18 protein-coding genes are annotated in these 18,625 nt (G+C 42.5%); 7 read left to right on the top strand and 11 right to left on the bottom strand.

Annotation, left to right across the window (positions count from 1 at the left end; translation table 11 throughout):
• Positions 1-9: 9 nt before the first annotated feature.
• The gene (locus CWC03_RS10930) at positions 10-2,214 is read right to left on the bottom strand and encodes a CapA family protein (protein ID WP_249314006.1); all 2,205 of its coding nucleotides are present in this window, start codon (positions 2,212-2,214) and stop codon (positions 10-12) included.
• A gap of 290 nt (positions 2,215-2,504) precedes the next feature.
• On the opposite strand from CWC03_RS10930, the gene tyrR reads away from it, so the two are divergent.
• On the top strand, positions 2,505-4,061 hold the full coding sequence (gene tyrR / locus CWC03_RS10925; protein WP_138581955.1) for a transcriptional regulator TyrR: 1,557 nt from the start codon (positions 2,505-2,507) through the stop codon (positions 4,059-4,061).
• Positions 4,062-4,089: 28 nt separating this feature from the next.
• Here the strand turns inward: tyrR and CWC03_RS10920 are convergent, their stop codons facing one another.
• Entirely contained in the window at positions 4,090-4,581 is a 492-nt protein-coding gene (locus tag CWC03_RS10920; protein WP_171040235.1) for a hypothetical protein, read from the bottom strand.
• 274 nt (positions 4,582-4,855) lie between these two features.
• On the opposite strand from CWC03_RS10920, the gene CWC03_RS10915 reads away from it, so the two are divergent.
• Positions 4,856-5,389: an acyl-CoA thioesterase gene (locus CWC03_RS10915; protein ID WP_138581954.1), complete on the top strand. Its 534-nt coding sequence runs from the start codon at positions 4,856-4,858 to the stop codon at positions 5,387-5,389.
• 74 nt (positions 5,390-5,463) lie between these two features.
• On the opposite strand, the gene CWC03_RS10910 is transcribed toward CWC03_RS10915, so the two are convergent.
• Positions 5,464-6,114: an OmpW/AlkL family protein gene (locus tag CWC03_RS10910; RefSeq protein WP_138581953.1), complete on the bottom strand. Its 651-nt coding sequence runs from the start codon at positions 6,112-6,114 to the stop codon at positions 5,464-5,466.
• Between the two features lie 260 nt (positions 6,115-6,374).
• Here CWC03_RS10910 and dapE point away from each other — a divergent pair, with 260 nt between their 5' ends.
• From dapE to CWC03_RS10895, 3 genes are all read left to right on the top strand, one after another.
• A complete protein-coding gene (gene dapE, locus CWC03_RS10905) occupies positions 6,375-7,556 on the top strand; it encodes a succinyl-diaminopimelate desuccinylase (protein ID WP_138581952.1) in 1,182 nt (393 codons plus the stop codon).
• 155 nt (positions 7,557-7,711) lie between these two features.
• Entirely contained in the window at positions 7,712-8,158 is a 447-nt protein-coding gene (locus CWC03_RS10900; RefSeq protein WP_138581951.1) for an Hsp20 family protein, read from the top strand.
• Positions 8,159-8,375: 217 nt separating this feature from the next.
• Positions 8,376-9,044: a hypothetical protein gene (locus CWC03_RS10895; RefSeq protein ID WP_138581950.1), complete on the top strand. Its 669-nt coding sequence runs from the start codon at positions 8,376-8,378 to the stop codon at positions 9,042-9,044.
• Positions 9,045-9,100: 56 nt separating this feature from the next.
• On the opposite strand, the gene CWC03_RS10890 is transcribed toward CWC03_RS10895, so the two are convergent.
• Genes CWC03_RS10890 through CWC03_RS10880 form a run of 3 tightly spaced genes read right to left on the bottom strand, consistent with a single transcriptional unit; the run spans position 9,101 to position 11,798 of the window.
• Positions 9,101-9,613 (bottom strand): hypothetical protein, encoded by a 513-nt coding sequence (locus CWC03_RS10890; protein WP_138581949.1) that lies wholly within the window; start codon positions 9,611-9,613, stop codon positions 9,101-9,103.
• A complete protein-coding gene (locus CWC03_RS10885) occupies positions 9,610-10,788 on the bottom strand; it encodes a peptidylprolyl isomerase (RefSeq protein ID WP_138581948.1) in 1,179 nt (392 codons plus the stop codon). The genes CWC03_RS10890 and CWC03_RS10885 overlap by 4 nt, the downstream gene beginning before the upstream one ends.
• Positions 10,788-11,798 carry a phospholipase C/P1 nuclease family protein gene (locus CWC03_RS10880; protein WP_138581947.1) on the bottom strand — a complete coding sequence of 337 codons (1,011 nt, stop codon included), beginning with the start codon at positions 11,796-11,798 and terminating at the stop codon, positions 10,788-10,790. Before CWC03_RS10880 ends, CWC03_RS10885 begins: the two co-directional genes overlap by 1 nt.
• 211 nt (positions 11,799-12,009) lie before the next feature.
• Between CWC03_RS10880 and CWC03_RS10875 the strand changes: the two genes are divergently transcribed.
• Positions 12,010-12,825 carry a MipA/OmpV family protein gene (locus CWC03_RS10875; protein ID WP_138581946.1) on the top strand — a complete coding sequence of 272 codons (816 nt, stop codon included), beginning with the start codon at positions 12,010-12,012 and terminating at the stop codon, positions 12,823-12,825.
• Entirely contained in the window at positions 12,815-13,213 is a 399-nt protein-coding gene (locus CWC03_RS10870) for a DUF3019 domain-containing protein (protein WP_138581945.1), read from the top strand. The genes CWC03_RS10875 and CWC03_RS10870 overlap by 11 nt, the downstream gene beginning before the upstream one ends.
• A 25-nt stretch (positions 13,214-13,238) precedes the next feature.
• On the opposite strand, the gene CWC03_RS10865 is transcribed toward CWC03_RS10870, so the two are convergent.
• The 5 genes from CWC03_RS10865 to CWC03_RS10845 form a co-directional block, all read right to left on the bottom strand.
• Positions 13,239-14,798 (bottom strand): cryptochrome/photolyase family protein, encoded by a 1,560-nt coding sequence (locus CWC03_RS10865; protein WP_138581944.1) that lies wholly within the window; start codon positions 14,796-14,798, stop codon positions 13,239-13,241.
• A complete protein-coding gene (locus CWC03_RS10860; protein ID WP_138581943.1) occupies positions 14,798-16,102 on the bottom strand; it encodes a DASH family cryptochrome in 1,305 nt (434 codons plus the stop codon). Before CWC03_RS10860 ends, CWC03_RS10865 begins: the two co-directional genes overlap by 1 nt.
• Positions 16,103-16,161: 59 nt before the next feature.
• Positions 16,162-16,674, bottom strand: coding sequence for a hypothetical protein (locus CWC03_RS10855; protein WP_138581942.1), 513 nt, complete (start codon positions 16,672-16,674; stop codon positions 16,162-16,164).
• Positions 16,675-16,821: 147 nt separating this feature from the next.
• Positions 16,822-17,292 (bottom strand): globin family protein, encoded by a 471-nt coding sequence (locus tag CWC03_RS10850; protein ID WP_138581941.1) that lies wholly within the window; start codon positions 17,290-17,292, stop codon positions 16,822-16,824.
• 209 nt (positions 17,293-17,501) lie between these two features.
• Positions 17,502-18,281: a delta-class carbonic anhydrase gene (locus CWC03_RS10845; RefSeq protein WP_138581940.1), complete on the bottom strand. Its 780-nt coding sequence runs from the start codon at positions 18,279-18,281 to the stop codon at positions 17,502-17,504.
• Positions 18,282-18,625 lie beyond the last annotated feature (344 nt).

Raw genomic sequence — 18,625 nt, 5'->3', positions numbered from 1 at the left:
TTTATTCTCTTATTGCTGGCTAAAAGTGAGTGTCAGCTCAGTCGTCTTCGCTACTTTTATTTTAATAAATTCTAGGCCATGGATTTGTGCGCTTTGCCACTGACCGCTTTGAAGCTGAACAGGGCGCTGCCATGAGATCATCGCAATATCATCCAAGAATAAGGCACTTTCACCACTACTTGGTGGTGCCATGGAGAGGCCAAACTGGACTCCACGAGCAGGCAGTCCCTCATCGCCAAGCACAACGGAATCGTCAGGTAAGGTAATGTCTTGTCTAAACGTTTGCCACTCATAGCTACCTGCTGGCTTTAATTGGGGCGTTGACTCAGAAAAGATAAGGCTATCTTCTGATGTTAAGATACGAATATCAGCTTTCAACTCACCAGCGTTCTCTCCTTTGGCATAACCAAAGAGCGAGAGTTCATGGTAGGCCTGTGCTGTGCTCGGCGCTGGCGTAATAGGCATGGTACGAATTGTATGTTTGAACGGCACACGCGTTGGTGTTTCGTTAAACTGTGTTCGTTGTAGACAAAGTCCTCGTACGCCACGATATTTGCCGACTAAACAGGGCGCGATATCGTCGGCCTCAATTAACCAACGAGAGACTTCTCCTTTTTCGTCATCGCTGTCCCAGTCTTCAAAATCGCCAAAGAACAATAAGTCGCGACCAAGCACAAGCTCTACTTGCGCATTACTAGAAGTGAGTTTGCTAAGAAACTCAGCACTGTTTGAATATTGGCGTAAATCAACAATGTGCTCACCGGCTTCCAAGGTAATGACTTTCTGCTCGACTTCTTTTGCTTGAATAGGTTTGTCAAAGGTGACTTCTGCAAATCCAGAGCGCAATGAAATACCAATTTCCGGTGAAGAAAATTCAGCGATGCGTTTTAGTAGGGTATTGGCAAGATCGCCACTTACAAACTTAGGAACATAGTCTTCTAGATAAACGGGATAGGCTTTTAATGCATTGATTTTAGGAGTACCTGCGGTTTCTAATTCGACAACTGTAATTAGCCCTAAAAAGGTCTCAAGACGATTTTGCTCAAACACAAAGTTGCCTAGCCCAAGTATGGTTGGTACGCCATTGTATAGTCCAAACCCTTGTGCAACGTGGGGGTGATGCGCGATCATTAAGTTCGCGCCATTTTTGGAGAGTAAATCAAAGCGATTTGAAATGTATGCTGTTGGCGCGTAAGCATACTCGTCACCACCATGTAGTTGAGCTACAACAAAGCGACCGTTGTTACTGGCCTGAGCCACTGTTTCTCTAATACCGCTGGTGTCAGTCAGATCGGCTGCGCCCCCTTTAGCGTCTGATGCCACGTATGTAACAGTATGTTGGTCACCTGTGATAGAAGTCGCCGAGACAAAATCTATGGTTGCTTCACCAATGCTTAAACTATAGGGCTTGAATGCCTCGGTCGCATTTATGCCGGCGCCACTGTGTTTAAACCCTGCTTGCTCAACATACTTCAAGGTATCGTTAAGCCCTGGAGCTCGATAGTCATAAACGTGGTTATTGCCAAGTGCGACATAGTCGATACCCAAATCATTGAGGGCAACTAATGACTCTGGCAGACTAAAAAATGCAAACTCTTTACTTGGGTGGACCGTTGTTGGGTTTTTTAGAATTGGAGATTCCAAGTTAACCGAAGCAAAATCGACATGTTTAAATAATGGATGCATAAACTGCACTAGAGCTTGAGCATCAGGGCCCGCGCTTTGGGGCTGGATAAGTCCGTCAGGGGTGCTGGGCAATGAGTTCCCCATGGTAATGAGGTCAGGGTTGAAATAACGACGACCAAACATGGTATCACCCGCAAAAAGTAAGGTTTTTACCGTGCTCGACTTATCCTTTAACTCAAGAGTGAGCTGTTGTTCATTACTACTTTGATTCGTTAAGGTAAAAACCAAGGGTAAATAATCCGGGTGAGATATTTCTGCAACATAAGCGCCGTACTCCAGAGCCGACAGGTCAAAGATACCATCGCTATTTGAGGTAAATGACAAAGCATTTATCGTGAGGCTAGCATTGGCGATGGGCATCGCTTCTGTGTTTTGCAGTAACACGCTTAAATTGGGCGTCTCGTTATCCCTATCTTGTTGGCTTTTATCTTCATCCTTATCTATTTGTGAAGGCCCTGTTTCGTTTGGATCCTCGACTGAGCAGGCCGTGAGCGCAAATAGTAATACTAAAATTAAGATTTTTTTCATTGTGACCAGCCTGCTTTCAAAAAAGATACATTATCCAATTCTTTAGTATTATATCTGTAACTCTTTATGCGTTGCAATCCTTTGAAAAGGAATGTAAGTTTCCAAATCAAAAGCTTAACAAGCGCTGAAAAACGTCTTAAAAAACAACTTTTTTCAGTTCTTAATTAGTATAGAACAAGAATTTACGAAGATAGCTAAAATTCTGTTCAATATTCTTTACGTTTTTCTAGTCGGCCAGCTATTCTTAGAGTATGATCTCGTCAATTGTGTAAACCCGCTTTGAGGAACAAATGCGTCTAGAGATACATTGCGCTGACCGTATTGGTATTGCCCAAGAAATTCTCAATATCTTGGTGAGTTACCGTGTCGACTTGAAAGGTATAGAGGTCGATTCAGTAAATTGTCGAATGTACGTGAGCTTTCCACCCATCGAATTTGAACAGTTTCAGAAGATTATGCCTGAGATCCGCTTAATCGATGGCGTTGAAGATGTCCGTACTACAGCATTTTTACCGTCAGAACGCGAGCATAATGAGCTGAATACCTTGCTTAGCGCTTTGCCTGATGGTGTAATTTCTATTGACGCTAAAGGCTGGGTACGCCACTGTAATGACGCAGCTTGTCGCGACCTTAACATGGTTGAAAAGGAAGTGATCGGTGCCAACATTAACAACCTTTTGAAAGGGTTTAACTTTACCCGTTGGTTAGAAGGTAAAGAGGTGTTAGGCCAGACAACCCGTGTAGAAGTGGGCGGGGAAGATTTTATTGCTGATATTTTGCCAATTTCGGTGCCCCAAGGGATCGAAGGCGATGTATTAGCCGGTGCTGTGATTAACATTAAATCGCAGTCTCGATTAGGACAGCAAGTCAGTGCATTTCGTCGTTATGGCCAGGAAAGTTTTGCGACTATTCATAATCACAGCACAGCCATGCGCAGAGTTGTGCGTGAAGCTAGAAAAATGGCACAGCTAGAAGCGCCAATTCTTATCACAGGTGAAACTGGTACGGGTAAGGAGCTATTGGCTAGAGCGTGTCATTATGCTTCCAATCGGTCGTTAAAGCCTTTTATCGCACTTTCTTGTGCTTCGCTGCCTGATGACGTTGCTGAGTCCGAGCTGTTTGGTTATGCTGGATATGAAGAAAATGCAGCGCCAAAACGTGGTGTACTAGAGCAAGCTGATGGTGGCACGGTATTCCTCGACGAAGTGGGTGAAATGTCAACCCAGTTACAGACTAAGTTATTGCGTTTCTTACAAGATGGCACATTCCGTAAAGTCGGTGACGAGAATGAAGTTAAGGTCAATGTTCGCATCATAGCTGCAACGCAAAAAGACTTGCCCGCAATGGTTCAAGAGGGCGTATTTAGAGAAGACCTTTACTATCGCATTAACGTGTTAACACTTGAAATTTCACCGCTGAGGGATAGAAAAGCAGATATCGGGCCTTTGGCTGAGCATTTTGTACAAAAATATGCTCAGCAAAATGGTCATCCAGCGCCAACACTGGCCAAAGAATGTATTGAATTTTTAGAGAATTACCCTTGGCCCGGTAATGTGAGGCAGCTAGAAAACGCCATTTATCGAGCGGTTTCGTTGCTTGATGATAAAGAGCTTCGTACTGAGCATCTAAACCTACCGACCTTTACGCATGACCTAGGTTATTTGGAGTCTGATTTTGAAGGGACGTTAGATCAAGCCGTGAAGCGGTTTGAAGCAACTTTGTTGCGCAAGCTCTACCCCGCGTATCCAAGCTCAAGACAGCTGGCGAAACGCTTGGGATTAAGTCACACAGCCGTTGCCAATAAGCTGCGTGAATATGGAATAAACAGAAAAACAGTCAAAGTATAATTTAAAGGCCATGCAATTTGTGTGGCCTTTATGATTTAGTTCCCATGTCTTTTGTCACGCCATCGACCTTAATATTCTTAATGCCATCTTCTTCAAAAGAAAGTGTGATGCTAACGTTATCTCGCGCAAAGAAGTAATCTATACCATTTACCGTTAAGACGTAATTACCCTTTACGGAGTCACTAAATTCTTTTTTTGCAAGAGAGATGTGATGATCTGCAATTTGCCACTTAAACTCAGAAATAAAACCTTGATTAAACTCTTGGATCCACACTCGGGTATCGTCTTTACTCAGTGTAATGGCAACAGAGTATGACTCTGGTAGTTCAGACATGTCATAGAGATTCGCACCGATACGAAACTGTTCAGCCTGTTTGTTCCAAGCAAAACCAAACTCAAACGCTTTCTCGACACCGGTTGGGTAGGTTAGTGTGCCTTCCCCTTTAAAGTCAAAGTCTGCGTAGCACATACTGGAAAAGGCAAATAAGGTGGAACAGGTAACAAAGGATAATTTTTTCATCGACTTCACTTCAGTTATTTTACTTAATTTGAGGCTCGCGTATGTAGGACCGAACTCATTGTTTTTAAGCTCATGTTATGTACCTTTTTTGCCATGCTAGAAAGGCGTTCATTTTTTGAAGCTCAGGGTATTAATCTAGTTTACCAAGAGCATTACCGCAACTAAGGGTCAAAGCAATGCATCGGTTATAGAAGTAAGCGTAGCAAAATAATCACTTTAGAATATGAATTGCTATGCTAGAATCGAAAAATTATTAACTGGTAAGACCATTTTTATGAATTTATATTTCCGTTTGCTACTGTTGTTTTGGAGAATAAGACAGAATAAACAAATAGCAGACTCCATTTTGTCTCCGATTGATATTGAATACCGCGCCCTGCCAAGTGATTGCGATATCAATATGCACTTGACCAATTCACGATACCTAGCATTTATGGATTTGGCGCGCACTTGGATGACAGAGCGAGTTGGGTTATTTGCAGCTGTGATGAAACGCCGCTGGTTTCCAATTGTTAACGCAACAGCAATTACTTACATTCGTGATATCAAACCACTGCAAAAATTTACCATAACCACTAAGGTAGTGGGATGGGATCATAAATACTTTTACATTGAACAGCGCTTTCATTCTAAGCGTGGGCTGCATGCGATTGCGTATGTGCGTGGAGTATTCAAGCGTAAAGGCGGTGTGGTGACAGTTGAGGAAATGTTGGAAGTGACAGGATTTGACGGTGAAGCACCTATTTTATCTCCTGAGATTATGCATTGGAAAGCCATGTTAGAGGCAAAGAAAAACAGCAACCTATAAACTATAAAGGCCACATCAGTGGCCTTGGGGATTGAGAAAGTAACAGTAAATCTGTGATCTAAACCATTTAGGTGTTAGAACTTATATTTCACACCGAACATAGCCACAACAGGGTCTAGTTCAACATCAGATGTCAGTGTCTTTACTCCGTTAGCGTAAACTGTTGCATCGGTATTGATGTCAATTTTAGAGATCATGCCGTGCAGACCCCATTTTTTATTTAAGTCGTAGTTAAAGCCGACTTGTAATGCAATACCAAAAGAGCTGTCCAAATCAACTTCTACGTCGTTAGTTTTTAGCGTTGCTTTTAGTGCTGCACTTGGCTCTTCATCGAAGAATACTGTGTAGTTCAGACCCGCGCCGATAAATGGGCGGAATTTAGCGCTTGCATCAAAGAAGTGATACTGTGCAAGTAATGTTGGTGGTAAGTGTTTAATGTCTGCGATTTCAGCTCCAGCTAAGCCACCAGCACCATCAACTGTGTGAGAAAATGGTGTTGCTGCAACCAGTTCAAATACGATGTTATCGCTGTAGTGGTAGTCAAGCGTGATACCTAGCTGAGTATTTGAGTCAGCAACTAGACCAAGAGAGTTATCTTGATCAATTGCAGAAGCCGAATTGTCAGGGTTTACGTTAATAGCACCAACATTAACACTGAAATTTGCGTGTGCGAAGGGAGCAGCAACTAGCAGAGTAGATAAAAGTGCAGCGCTTAAAGTTTTCATTTTCTTCTCCTAACCCTATGTGAGGACATTTTTTAAACTGTGAAACAGTGTGTGTTTTCAATGAAGCCATCTTAAAAGGGTTCAAAAAATGAAAAACTGTTCTAGATCAATTTTTAAATTGTAAGATTTCAGAAATTTTTGAAAGTTTGATTTAGATTAAGTTTTCTCGATGTCATTAATTTGCATTAAAACTGCAATGCTGTGGTCAAAGTTTCATCTTTAAATAATTGCTAGATTTCACCTACAAATCATTCTTAGTTATGTCACTAGCAACACAGTATAAAAATCCCAGTATTTCATACGCCACAGAGATATTAACGCGTTTGATCCAAGCCCCTTCGATTACGCCGTGTGATGCTGGCACTATCGCTTTCATGGCAGAGCAACTCGCCGCGCTGGGCTTTACTATTGAGCAGTTTGAGATGCGGGGAGTAAAAAACTTAATTGCAAGTTATCGTTTTTCTCAGGGACCAATTTTTGCTTTTTCTGGTCATGTGGATGTTGTGCCTGCAAATAATAAAGGCTGGATTGTGCCACCATTTAGTGCGCAAATCATTGATGGCGTGATGTATGGACGTGGCGCTGCAGATATGAAAGGTGGCATTGCGGCAATGCTTGCAGCAACCAAAACCTTACTAGAGTATCGTGAAAAATTACGAGGAAGTTTTTACTGGTTGCTCACTTCCGACGAGGAAGGGGAAGCGGAGTTTGGTTCTAAATTGATTGCGGAAAGATTAGCGGAAAATGGCATCGAGTTAGATGCTTGTTTGGTAGGGGAGCCGACTTCACACCAAGTGGTGGGAGATACGGTCAAAAATGGTCGTCGCGGAGCGATTTCTGGGCGTATTCAGGTTAAAGGGAGAGCTGGGCATGTGGCTTATCCAGAGCAAACGGTTAATGCAGCTCACATCGCAGGGCAGTTGGTTAGTCAACTCGCGCTTTTACCTTGGTGGAAAGATGAAGCGGGATCGCAAACCACGCAGCAAGTCACTGGGATCACAGTGCCAAATATCGTAGATAATTTGGTGCCAGCAGAGTGTGAAATCACCTTTAATATTCGTTACAGCCATGCTTATAAGAGCCAAGAAGTTGTGCAGTACATCCAGGAGTCACTGGCTAAATCCGGTGCCATGTTAGCGCTCAGTTGGGAGCGGCCTTGTGAGTCGTTTTATACCGGCGCGAAGCAAGAAAACTGTTTCTTAACGCAAGTAGAACAAGCAATCCAAGAAACAACGGGGCAATATCCGAGCTTAAGTACTGCAGGCGGCACCTCCGATGGTCGCTTCTTTGCGACTGGAAAAACGCAAGTGATCGAATGCGGGGTAAAGAATGATTCAATTCATCAAGTGAATGAACACCTATCCCTCAGTGATTTACATGCGATAGAAAAAATATATTTATCTGTTTTAAATAAGTTTTTTAAAAAAATTGAAAATTTTTAAAAGAATTTTCTTGAAAATAAATTTGCTGACCATAAATAGCTTTATGAGGACGCCGATAGGGCCTCGTAAATTGAATAACTATTTGTTTTAAAAGTGCTTATTGGTTCTTTTTGAAGAGTAAGCACCCATGTATAGCTTTAAGAGGATACAAAATTATGCGTACAGTAGATTTGTCACCATTATACCGTTCATTTATCGGTTTTGATCATTTAGCTTCCATGATGGATGCTGCCGCAAGAACAGATAAACAACCGAGCTATCCACCATACAACATCGAAGCGTTAGGTAAAGACAAGTACCAAATTACTATGGCTGTTGCGGGATTTACTGAGCAAGAGCTAACACTGGAATCAGAAAACAATACCTTGACCGTAAAGGGACAAAAGCAAGCGACTGAAGAAGCCAGCGAGCGTAAATTTATTCATCAAGGGATCGCCGAACGCGGATTCGAGCGCAAATTTCAGCTTGGTGATCACGTCAAAGTATTAGGCGCAGACTTAGCGCACGGCTTACTGGTTATTGACCTTGAGCGCGAGATCCCAGAAGCACTGAAGCCAAGAAAAATAGAAATTGGTTCAGGCAACTTGCTTGAAAGTAAGTAATATCGATCTAGTTTATTGATTTCCAACTCGCCGCCGCAAGGCGGCTTTTTTTTGCCTACTCGCTGATTTTACACTGCATGTTTTGTATTTCATCCACTTACATTAAGAGGGCTAAGCTGGGTTATTGGCAGTGAATTTAGTACTGTTTAGGTTATCTGTGTAGTGTTTTTAGCTAGTTACTTGTATGGTAGAAGAAAATATTGCGTTGAGATGAAGAATGGAACTAAAAGATAAGCTGATATTGTTGTTGAAATCAGGTGGGTTATCCTTACTCATTGCGGGTGGGTTTTATACTTTGTTGTTTCACATGTCTGCACAATTTTATCACCAAGTGCAATTTTCGCCCTTTTCGCAAGATACTGGCCTAAACGCTATGCTGATTTATGGCTTCTTGGTTTTTCTATTTAGTGCCATTTTTAGCTATTTCTTTTTGAAAATGCATGCTGCCCGTCATGATATGCATGTCGATGGCCTAGTTCTCAGCATCAAATATACACACTTAGTGCTTTGGGGAGGTGTTGTCAGCACTGCGATTTATATCTTATTACACATGAATCAACATGTTGTAGTGTTAAAGCAAGCCAAAGACAGCCAAACTTCAGTTCAGCAACTTGAAGCGTTGGTTTCTTATTTTCCTGAAAGTGGTGATGTGATAGATCTTGCGGTTGCACAAAATCCCGCGACGGCACCAAACACGCTAACTTATTTGAGTCTAAAACGAGACTTTGCTACGCACTTAGCACTTGCCACAAATCCAAGTACCCCCAAAAAAGTGCTAGAAGAAATTATTAGCTATTATCATGGAGGACAACAAGATGTAGTTCTCAATGCGGTGATGAAAAACCCTAATGTGGCGAGTGGCAACATTCAGCTTCAAGTACGTTAATTGTTTTGTTCGTTGACTGAGCGTAGGGGAGACACGAGAGAAGGTTCAGTCTAACTTTATTTGCTATCACGTTCACTCAATTCAAAACGCAATTTACTTTGCATGTCTTTAAGCGCCGTGATTTTATCTCTTGCCTCTTGTAACTGCTGCTGTGGTAATCCCTCTTTAATCCCACGCGCTAGTAGTACTTCTATTTGCGCTACTTTGACATCGACGGCCGCAATATACTGTTGCTTTAACTTGGCGTCTTTTTGATCCAAATACGTTTGGTAGGCATCAGTATCCGACAAGTCGCCCTGAAAATTATCCTTTTGCTTTTCGACTCGGCTTATTGGCGGCACATATTCGGGATCCGTGATCGACTTAACAGCTTTGCGTGAGGTCTCGACATTTGAGTTCATCGGAGCATAAGTATTGATTAACATTTCAGTTCTTTTCTCCTGCTCGGGCTTTGTCTGCGAGGGGGGATTATATGTAGGGTTTTGCCAACCTATGCTGGCAAAACGCAGTGTGAATACAGCGATCACTGTCCCAAGGAATATGACAATCAATGCTTGCCAATACTTCATATTACCGCTCCGCTGTTTGCCGCTTTCCAAGCCATATAATTTTGCTCGAACTTGTGCTGAGCAAACTCTTGGGTTAGTGCTCGCAGTGCTTGGTAGCGTACTGTTTCACTTTTCACATCGTAGTAATCATATACCGGTGACTGACTATACAATACCAGCCATTCGCCACTTGGCGTGCGAATACTAGGTGTTATCTTGCCTTGTTGATTACTAAACGCCAGCTGTGTTTCCCATTTCGGTGTGCTTTGGCGCGTCAGCGGAGTGAGTTGGGCTTGCCATATTAATATCGGGGTATATTTAGCGACGGCTTGTTGCCACGAGTGTGCATTTGCATATTCGTTAAATTGCTGTGCGGCTTTTTGTTCGGGAAATTTCGCTGCGCTCGCACTGACTTGCTTGATATATTTAAACCTTTTCTTATGACGCTCATAATACTTCGCGATAGCACTTTCTGGAATTTCACTTCTCAGGGTATCAACATACTGGCTCGTTGCACCATGCATCTCTTCCTTAACACCAAGAAATGCCAACATGCTCGGCCTCAATAGTTCTGCGGTTACCACTTGTCGTAACTGTTCTATTGTCAGGCCTTGCTTAGCAACATAAGGTTTTGCGGCGGTAAATAGCGCCTGTTGATTGAGGTGTTGATTGACAATAGCTTGCAGTAACGCGAGTTCTCCCTGGTGAAGTTTAAAGCGGTTTTGCATCGATTGACTGTCTAATACTTGAGCAAGTGTTAGTGACGCTGATTTTGTTAGCTGCTGCTGTTGCCATTTGAGTAATTGCTCAGCAGTATATTGCCCGTCAGTGGGGTACTGGCCCAGTAAAGACAGCATTTTATCCTTATCAAATACCAAGGGGTAGTGTTTTTTTTCAAGCTGAGAAAGTGCTGGGAACCAATGCAAGAGTGAGCTTGCGAGAAACTTATCGACGTGATATTCGGTGCTGAAACCAACGTTAGACTGGCGCTCCAAAATACTTGGGTTAAGTTGCCTCGCTTGGAATAGTAAAAATTGGTTTTCAAGCAATTGCGCCGCGGTTTGCTTTTTAGATAGCTTTCGACCTTGCTCAAGATAGAGTTGGTGAACCAAAGGCGTCAGGGCTTTAGGTATACTCGGTGAGGCAAAGCTTGGTAAGCAAAAACTACTTACCAAGAGAAGTAAAACAAATCGCATTATCTCACGTCCATCGCGTGATTAAGTAAGTGAACCACCATAGCTATCGCATGTGGGATCACTTGTTTTCCTGTGTTTACGCGGTCGTAATGATCCTCAGAATTCAATACGATACCACCTTGCGAATAGGAGAAAGCGCCACCTTGGGTTAGTAGTGGGCGGATGTCTGTTGAGTTAGTATCAACTGCACTAAAACTATTCATTGCTTGCTTGACCAAAGTAAAGTCATTTAATGATTCTTGATCATAATAGTCTTTTACCCAGGACTCCCAGCCAGCATGATTCAGAGCTGATGTTGTCCAAGTATGGTGTGGTTGCAGTAAATCTGTGGTGTGAAATACAAAACCGAGTACTTGTGGGTTCCCGCTTTGCACATAACTTTGGTACCAATACTGACCTAAGTTGTCAATCGGTTGAAAAGGCATTTCCTCAAAGTCATCATACATGCTGTACGTTGAGTGGCTGTCAATACGATAGTGCTTTTCTGTTATCCCATAACTATCGTATTCAGTGTCATCAGCACTAAACCATCCGGTTTCGCCGCCATGACCATCGTCTAAATAATCGCCTTTTAGCCAGGTCGCCGCCATCGTATCAACGGAGCCCCACACGGTTAACTTTTGATAGTTATAACCACCGAAGTCATTGCCGTGAGTATCAGCTCCTTGAGTATGGTTTTGGAAGTGCCAGTAACTGGTATATTTCACGATGCTTTCAGCAGCACCCCAAAGAGGTGCCTGTACACAGTCACCCGTAATGGCACCACAAAAAAACGTATCTTCAAAGTCATCGACATCATAAGCTGCCTGACCTAGTACATTGGCGAGCTGGGATACGGACATGCCGTTAGCTTGAGCATAGGCTTGTAGTTTCGCATACTGTGTTGTTGTCGGGTTTTGCGCCATGTAGTCCACCGCGTCGATTACGATACGCTTATGTGTTTCTTGACTAAATGCGTGGCTTTGACCTGCTGCGGCTACTAGCGCCAAAGGGAGTAAATATTTTTGCATGAATTGCCTCTATTGATTTTAATTTATGTGAACGCGAATTTCTCTGCTTAAAGCAAAGTGCGCTATTTAAAATAATTTATGTGAAATATTTATTAAAATAAAGTTAAATTATGTTTGGGTTAAAAATTGGAGAAGATGCTTGTTGGTCACAAATGGGTCAGGTATGATCTCGGGGAGAATTTAGGCACACCTGCGCTAAACGAATGGAACTATGAAAAAACTACTTATAATAATCAGTTTATTGTTACCGTTTTATGGAATTTGCGAAGAACACAGTGACGAACTTGACGACGAGTTTGCTTGGCAGCTGAGTGTTGGTGCCTTTTATGTTGACATGACAATGCCAGCTTTGATTGGGACGGATTCGACATTCAAACATGGTACTTTTCTAGTTGATGCAAAAATAGAATATAAAAGTTTTTACTTGAATACCCACTCAGGAGATTTCTTTGGTGGCTCGGATGTTGGCTACCAAATTATCAATAATGGTGAATGGGGAATTGATGCCATTTATGGCAGTTATATGTTGCCTTTTTCTGAACGTGGTTACTACGATACCGACGATGTGGTACCTGAGCTAAGGGGCATACGTAAACGCGATCAAGATAATTCTTTAGGCTTTTCCTATTATCGCCATGTCGGTGAATTTCTTGCCGTTGCTGAAATAGTCTACGATGTTTTTGGTGACACAAACGGTTGGGTTTTTCACCTCGAAGCGACACGCAACTTTGAATTAAGGAACTGGGATTTATGGCTTAACTTTGGCGCTAACTATTATTCTAGTAATTTTCATAATTACTTCTATGGTGTTTCAGAGGATGAAGCCAATGGCTACTTGACTCCCTATAAACCCGGTGCTTCGGCCTCGGCGTTCGTACAAATGCAGCTAAATTATCCCATTGCAGAAGATTGGGTGTTTAGTGCAGGCGCATCGTGGTTAGTTGGTTCTCAAGATACCTTAGATAGCCCCTTAGTTCGCTCTCGCCACGCCAGAGTATTCTTTACTGGGGTGAAATATGTATTCTAAATTAATCACATGGACAGTGTTGTTTCTTGGGGTTTTGTTGAGCCACCAGCTCCGCGCCGAAGAAACTAACTCAGTGGGAATACTGCATGCTGTACCGAGCAAGTGTGTTGCCCTGAACCAGGGGAGGACTTGCTATGCGGACGTCAAAGTAACGGTAAATGCACCGACGGAGGGAGACTATTGCATTCGAGAAAGCTTGTCGAAAAAGATCCTCCAGTGTTGGGCAAAAGCGGATACATTTAAATATGAGTTAGACTTTAGCTCTGATGAAAGTTTAAGTTATGAACTTATTTCAAAGCAGTCTCGAGATGTACTAGCAGTGACCACGATTGAGGTGAATTGGGTTCACAAAGTAAAAACCAAAAAAAGGCGTTGGCGCCTCTTTTAATGTTTAGGCTACGTGCAAGCGTAGCCTAAAGTTGCTCAATGTTATCTAAGCACCATTGAGCTCTGGTGAGCACTTCCTGCCGTGTTTTCTCATCTTGTTTTTGCCAATTTCGATAGATCATGCCAATACGGTGGTTATTGGCAAACTTATCCTCATGGCGATGCATAAAATGCCAATAAAGGCTGTTAAGCGGGCAAGCATCGTCCCCCGATTTTTGTTTGACGTTGTAGTGGCAATGCTGACAATAATCACTCATCTTTTGCATGTAGTTACCACTTGCAGCATAAGGTTTGGTTGCTACTATGCCGTGATCAGCAAATTGTGTCATACCTCTCGTGTTCGGCATTTCTACCCATTCAATGGCGTCGATGTATATACCCAAATACCATTCATCCACTTGATCAGGGTGAATTCCTGTCAACAGGCAAAAGTTTCCTGTGACCATTAACCTTTGAATATGATGGGCGTAGGCATAATCTAGGCTTTGAGTGATGGCTTCACTTAGGCAACGCATCTTCGTTTTTCCGTGCCAAAAGTAACTTGGCAAGTTGCGCTGAGCGAGCAAGTAATTTTTATGGCGGTAGTCAGGCATATTGAGCCAGTAAACGGCTCGAATATATTCTCGCCAGCCCAATATTTGCCGAACAAACCCCTCAACCTGGGCGATATCAATTTGTGAGTTGTCTTCGTAAGCTGCGATCGCGCTATCAATAACATGTTTAGGGTGAAGCATCTTTGTGTTGAGCGCAAAAGAGAGCCGTGAGTGATATAGCGACCATTTATCGTCACTTTTACAGGTCATTGAATCTTGAAATTGACCGAATGAAGGCAGTAGGTGCTCACAAAAATAGCATAAAAGTTCTTCGGCTTGAGCGCGTGTAGTCGGCCAAAGCAGTTCATTTTCAGTGTTACCAATAGTCTTCACTTTATGGCGTTCAATCCGCTTTAAAATATCACTAACATCGTTGGCAAAACAAAGTGGTTGTGGAATAGCGTCGATATCTTTTGGCTTTAGCTTGTTACGGTTTTGGCCGTCGAAGTTCCATTGTTTGCCAACGGGTTCTCCATCTTCTATCAATATATTAAAGCGGCGCCTGAGTTTGCGATAGAAAAACTCCATTGTGGTGTGTTTGCCTGGGGTTAAATAGTCATCCAGCTCTTCATATGGAACTAGAAAATGCTCAGTATCAAAGTAGCGAACTTGTAAATGATCTAATCTCAACTCCGTCATTTGCTTGAGTAAGCGGTATTCATCAGGCCGTTGATAGTCAAAACTAGAGACCTGATATTCATCACATAAATGCGCAATTAAAGCGGGGAGATCCGAATACTTCTGAGTTTCATCGAGGGTGAGGTGTAGCACATGGAATCCTGCTTTATCCAGCGCGATAGCAAAATTCTCCATGGCTTTGAAGAATGCGCATACCTTTTGTATGTGATGTTTGGTGTAGTCGGTCTCTTGCTTGAGCTCTGCTATCAAATAAAGATACTCGGCTTTCTCGTCAGAAAACCAACTGTGTTTGGCGTTGAGTTGGTCGCCAAGAATCAATCTGAGGCCTTTATATTGGGATTTTTGTTGTGCCATTAGTTATCCTCCAAAGGCCAACCAACATGATCTTGGCTGTCGAGTTGTGAAGATGCTTCCCCTTGCCATAATTTTATATATTCGCCGTCAGGATCAAATAGCTCTTGTTGTTTTGCGATATTAAAATGACGACCACCTCGAGGATCAGCCCCTACTCCCGCGATATACTGCCAATTTCCCCAATTTGCCGCGACGTCATAATCGATAAGATGTTGCTCAAAAAAAGCAGCACCATAGCGCCAGTCTAATTGTAGCTCATTTATAAAGTAGCTCGCAGCGATTTGTCTCGCTCTGTTGGAAATCCAGCCGGTTTTAGTTAATTCGTGCATAATGGCATTGACTAGCGCGCAGGGCGTTTCACCTTGGCACCACTTTAAAAAGCGCTCTGGATAGAAACTGGTTTTTGGTGTTTTGGCTTTGACGCCTGAAAAGTAAAATAGCTTCTGTTGATGTTTGAATGCATACCAATGAAAGTACTCACGCCACAGAAGCTCAAACCAAATCCAGTAGGTTGATTCATTTGCGCCTCTTTGCTGCTCAAATTGAGTAAGTGCTTGCTTGATCTGTTTAGGGCTGATAGCGCCAGAGGCGAGTATTGGGCTAAAGCGAGTGGAAAAATGCTCACCGAGCAAAGCGTTTCTGGTTTCTTTGTATGTGAGAGCCGCATCCGTTTGAAAATATTGTTGTAGCTGCTGCTGAGCTTGCGCTTCACCGACGGCTACTTTGATACTGTATAAAGAGTTTGCTTTAAATTCAGCTAAATCTGAAACTCGCTTCGGTCTTGGGGGCAGCTTAGCGGTTGCAATAGGTGAATTAGGTTCAATGTCCTCTACAGCTTTTCTAAATGGTGTAAAGCTAGGTGGCAATTCACTGACGCTGATTGGTAGTGAGTCTGGCTCAAAAAGGGTGTTAGAATAGGCGCTAATGTATTGAATATGCGGAAACTTGTCTTGTAACTTTAACCAAAGCTTTTGTTCATCGAATCCTGGATGAGCTGCGCGGCCAATATGAGTTATCTGCTGTGTATGAATAATCTCGGTCAGTGCTTTGAGGTGAGTTGTGTCACGTAGCATATACAGCTTCTGTTGTTGTGACGTTAGTGATTGATGCAAGGCGTTGAGCGTCTGATTGCGATAACATTCGACAGCAAAAGAAGTTGAGCACTGCGCTTTGCGAGCCGTCCATAGGTTCGCAGTGGGTAGATAAATACAGATAAGTGTGTCGACTAAAGACGTCAGCTTTGTAAGTGCGGGATTATCACTAAGGCGACAGTCGTTTTCAAATAAATAGAGTCCTACTTTCACGTGTATTCTTAACAGTCATGAACGAATAAGACTCTATACGTAACAATCAGCTAAATTGCTCAGTTAGTTTGGCAAGATTCAATAAGTGTCCGCAAGTGAGCACCAACGTCTTGTGTTTTGGTTTGGCTTTGTTCAAGTAAGTTGCTCGCTTGCTGTTTTAGCTCAGCCAAATCGTACTGTTCAAGCAAAGTTCTTAAGTATCTAACGGTATCAGCACCTTGCTGAAGTAAATCAGGAAATTGTTCGATGGAAATTTCCTGCTGACTGAGGCGAGAAATAGAGTTGAGTAGGTCGCTTAGATTTGCACTGTCTTGCAATGCGCCTTCAACCGCAATAAGCGCGCCCATCGGATCGGCATCTAGATTATTTGCAACGCAAGCTGCAACACTACCAGCCTCTGCTGATGCCTGCACTGACTCAATTCCTTTATCACGGATCTGCTCAACCACTTGTTGTAGCTCTTGGTGTTCAGATAAATATTGTGCCTCGATTTGGGCTTTAGAGTCTTCCAGCATATCGCATGCGGTAAGTGAAACGACCATAGTAGACGCAAAGGCAATCGCTCTTAGCATTTTATCACTTCCTATATAAAGATTTTGTGAAAGTCTAAATAGCTAAGCGCCAGAAGTCACGCAGAGTTTAATTTTGAAAGCTCAACGTGACTTTGGTTTAGAGTGATGTTTAGTGGCTGGAGCTGTTTCTTTGTTCAGTAGCTCAAGTTAGTTTGCTTGTTGCTGCGCTCTTTTGAACTCCTCTAGACCAACAATATTCGTTTTCTTGAATAACTCAAAGCGCAGCATATTTTCGATGAGTAACAGTGCCTTGTTCCAAGCATTTTTTGCTGCAGTGGTAAAATGCCTGCCAAGATGACTTTTTAGCGTTGCCGTAAAAGTAAATAACAAGACACTGATATCTTTTTCTGACGTCCCCATAAACAACAGCGTACCGCGTTGCTTTTGCAGGTAATGTAACAGGTTTGACTGTTGTGGAATTCTCATCACACAATTTTGTACAAAATCAAATATTTGATGCTCCCAGATTATGAGTTGTCCCACATTTGTTGGAATTTGCATGCGCAAATCGTAATGTTGAATTTGGTTGTACCAAGAAGTACAAAAGCCATGAAAATTCGGACGAATACTCGCAAGCGTTTGAGTTAAAAGTTGATATTGATAGGGAGTAATGCTCATAGACGCCTCTTCAAACTGATGAAGAGCGGATCCTTTGCTCAAAAACAAATAGCCTAAGTTAGAGTATAGCTGTTTTTTTTAAATGCGAGACTTTTTAATATTTTTTTGTAGGATTTTTCTTACATTGCAATAATTAATTGAATTTCAATATGCTGAATCTAGCTATAGTAGGCCGATATTGAGCGACGGCCCACATTTATTTAAAAATATTAGTGCTCAATTGGAGAAAGTAACTGTGGATCTGTCACAAGTTTACGAATGCCATGCGCATGGTCCTCTTCAAACGCATTGTCTTTACACCAACGCGCGAGACTATCTATATCAACTTTGGCACAGCTTGGGCGTACACTCCAGCTTACTTGCAGGGGGGAGCACTGTTGATTGTTATAACTAGGTCCTGTGGTCGAACCTAAAAACTCGACAGGTGTGCCTGTATTGCTTGGTAGAGCACCGGCTTGATGATAGCCGCCAACTTGGCCTTGATAATCAAGCTCAGTGAAGTCTTGCGCATTCTTATCATTTACCACTAAAAACACTTGAGTTTCGACGCGTAGATCGGGGTTGGCGCAGCTGTCACTTAAACAAGCGCCAAGTGTTGGCCCTGGTTTTACATTACAAGAGCTATGAACCCAGTGTACTTCAATTGTATCGCCGGGCTTTACGTTGTTACATACTTTCTCTTCTACAGGAGCTAGTTCCGCTGGGGTGAGGCTTGCAGTTGCATTACATTGGAATCCGCCATATTTCGGATCATTGGAAACGACAGAGAAGTCTTTGGCTTTATGTTCTGCATTTTTATGAAAATGGATGTTACATAGATTGAGTTTTTCTTTTGGGGGGGCCATAGCAAAAACCCGTTTGTTGTGACCCTGCAAACTATCAATATCTCTCGGTGTTTGTGGCCCTGCTGATTCACATTGCGCTGCAAACGCTTCGAAGCTAAATATAGACAGCGCTGTCAATTTGCTTGATTTTATAACCGTTCTCATTTGGTCTTCCTTAATTTGGTGATTTTATTGTCCCCAATTATGGATCAAATATTTCTTTTTTGTTACAAAAAATAGAAGGGAACTAAACTGGACCGATGAGTCGGGCGTCACGGTATTGTATGTGAAAAGTAAAATACCTGATTACATCTCAGCAACGAGCTGAAACGTCAGAAGATAGTTCTAAATCAAGGTTGCTATCTAGGCATACTGTCTTTATAATACGCAGCATATTTAGTCAGTCGGACTGAAACTTTCGTTTTTCAGTATAATTGGCTCTAAGCATGGGCAATATATCGCTCATTCAAATGGCATTTTTAAGATGTCACTTCTTTGAAAAGTAGAAG

It is taken from the genome of Pseudoalteromonas sp. S2755, from assembly GCF_005886535.1.
GTDB lineage: Bacteria > Pseudomonadota > Gammaproteobacteria > Enterobacterales > Alteromonadaceae > Pseudoalteromonas.
Note: the sequence above shows the minus strand (reverse complement) of the source record. Positions and strands in the feature narration are given on the sequence as shown.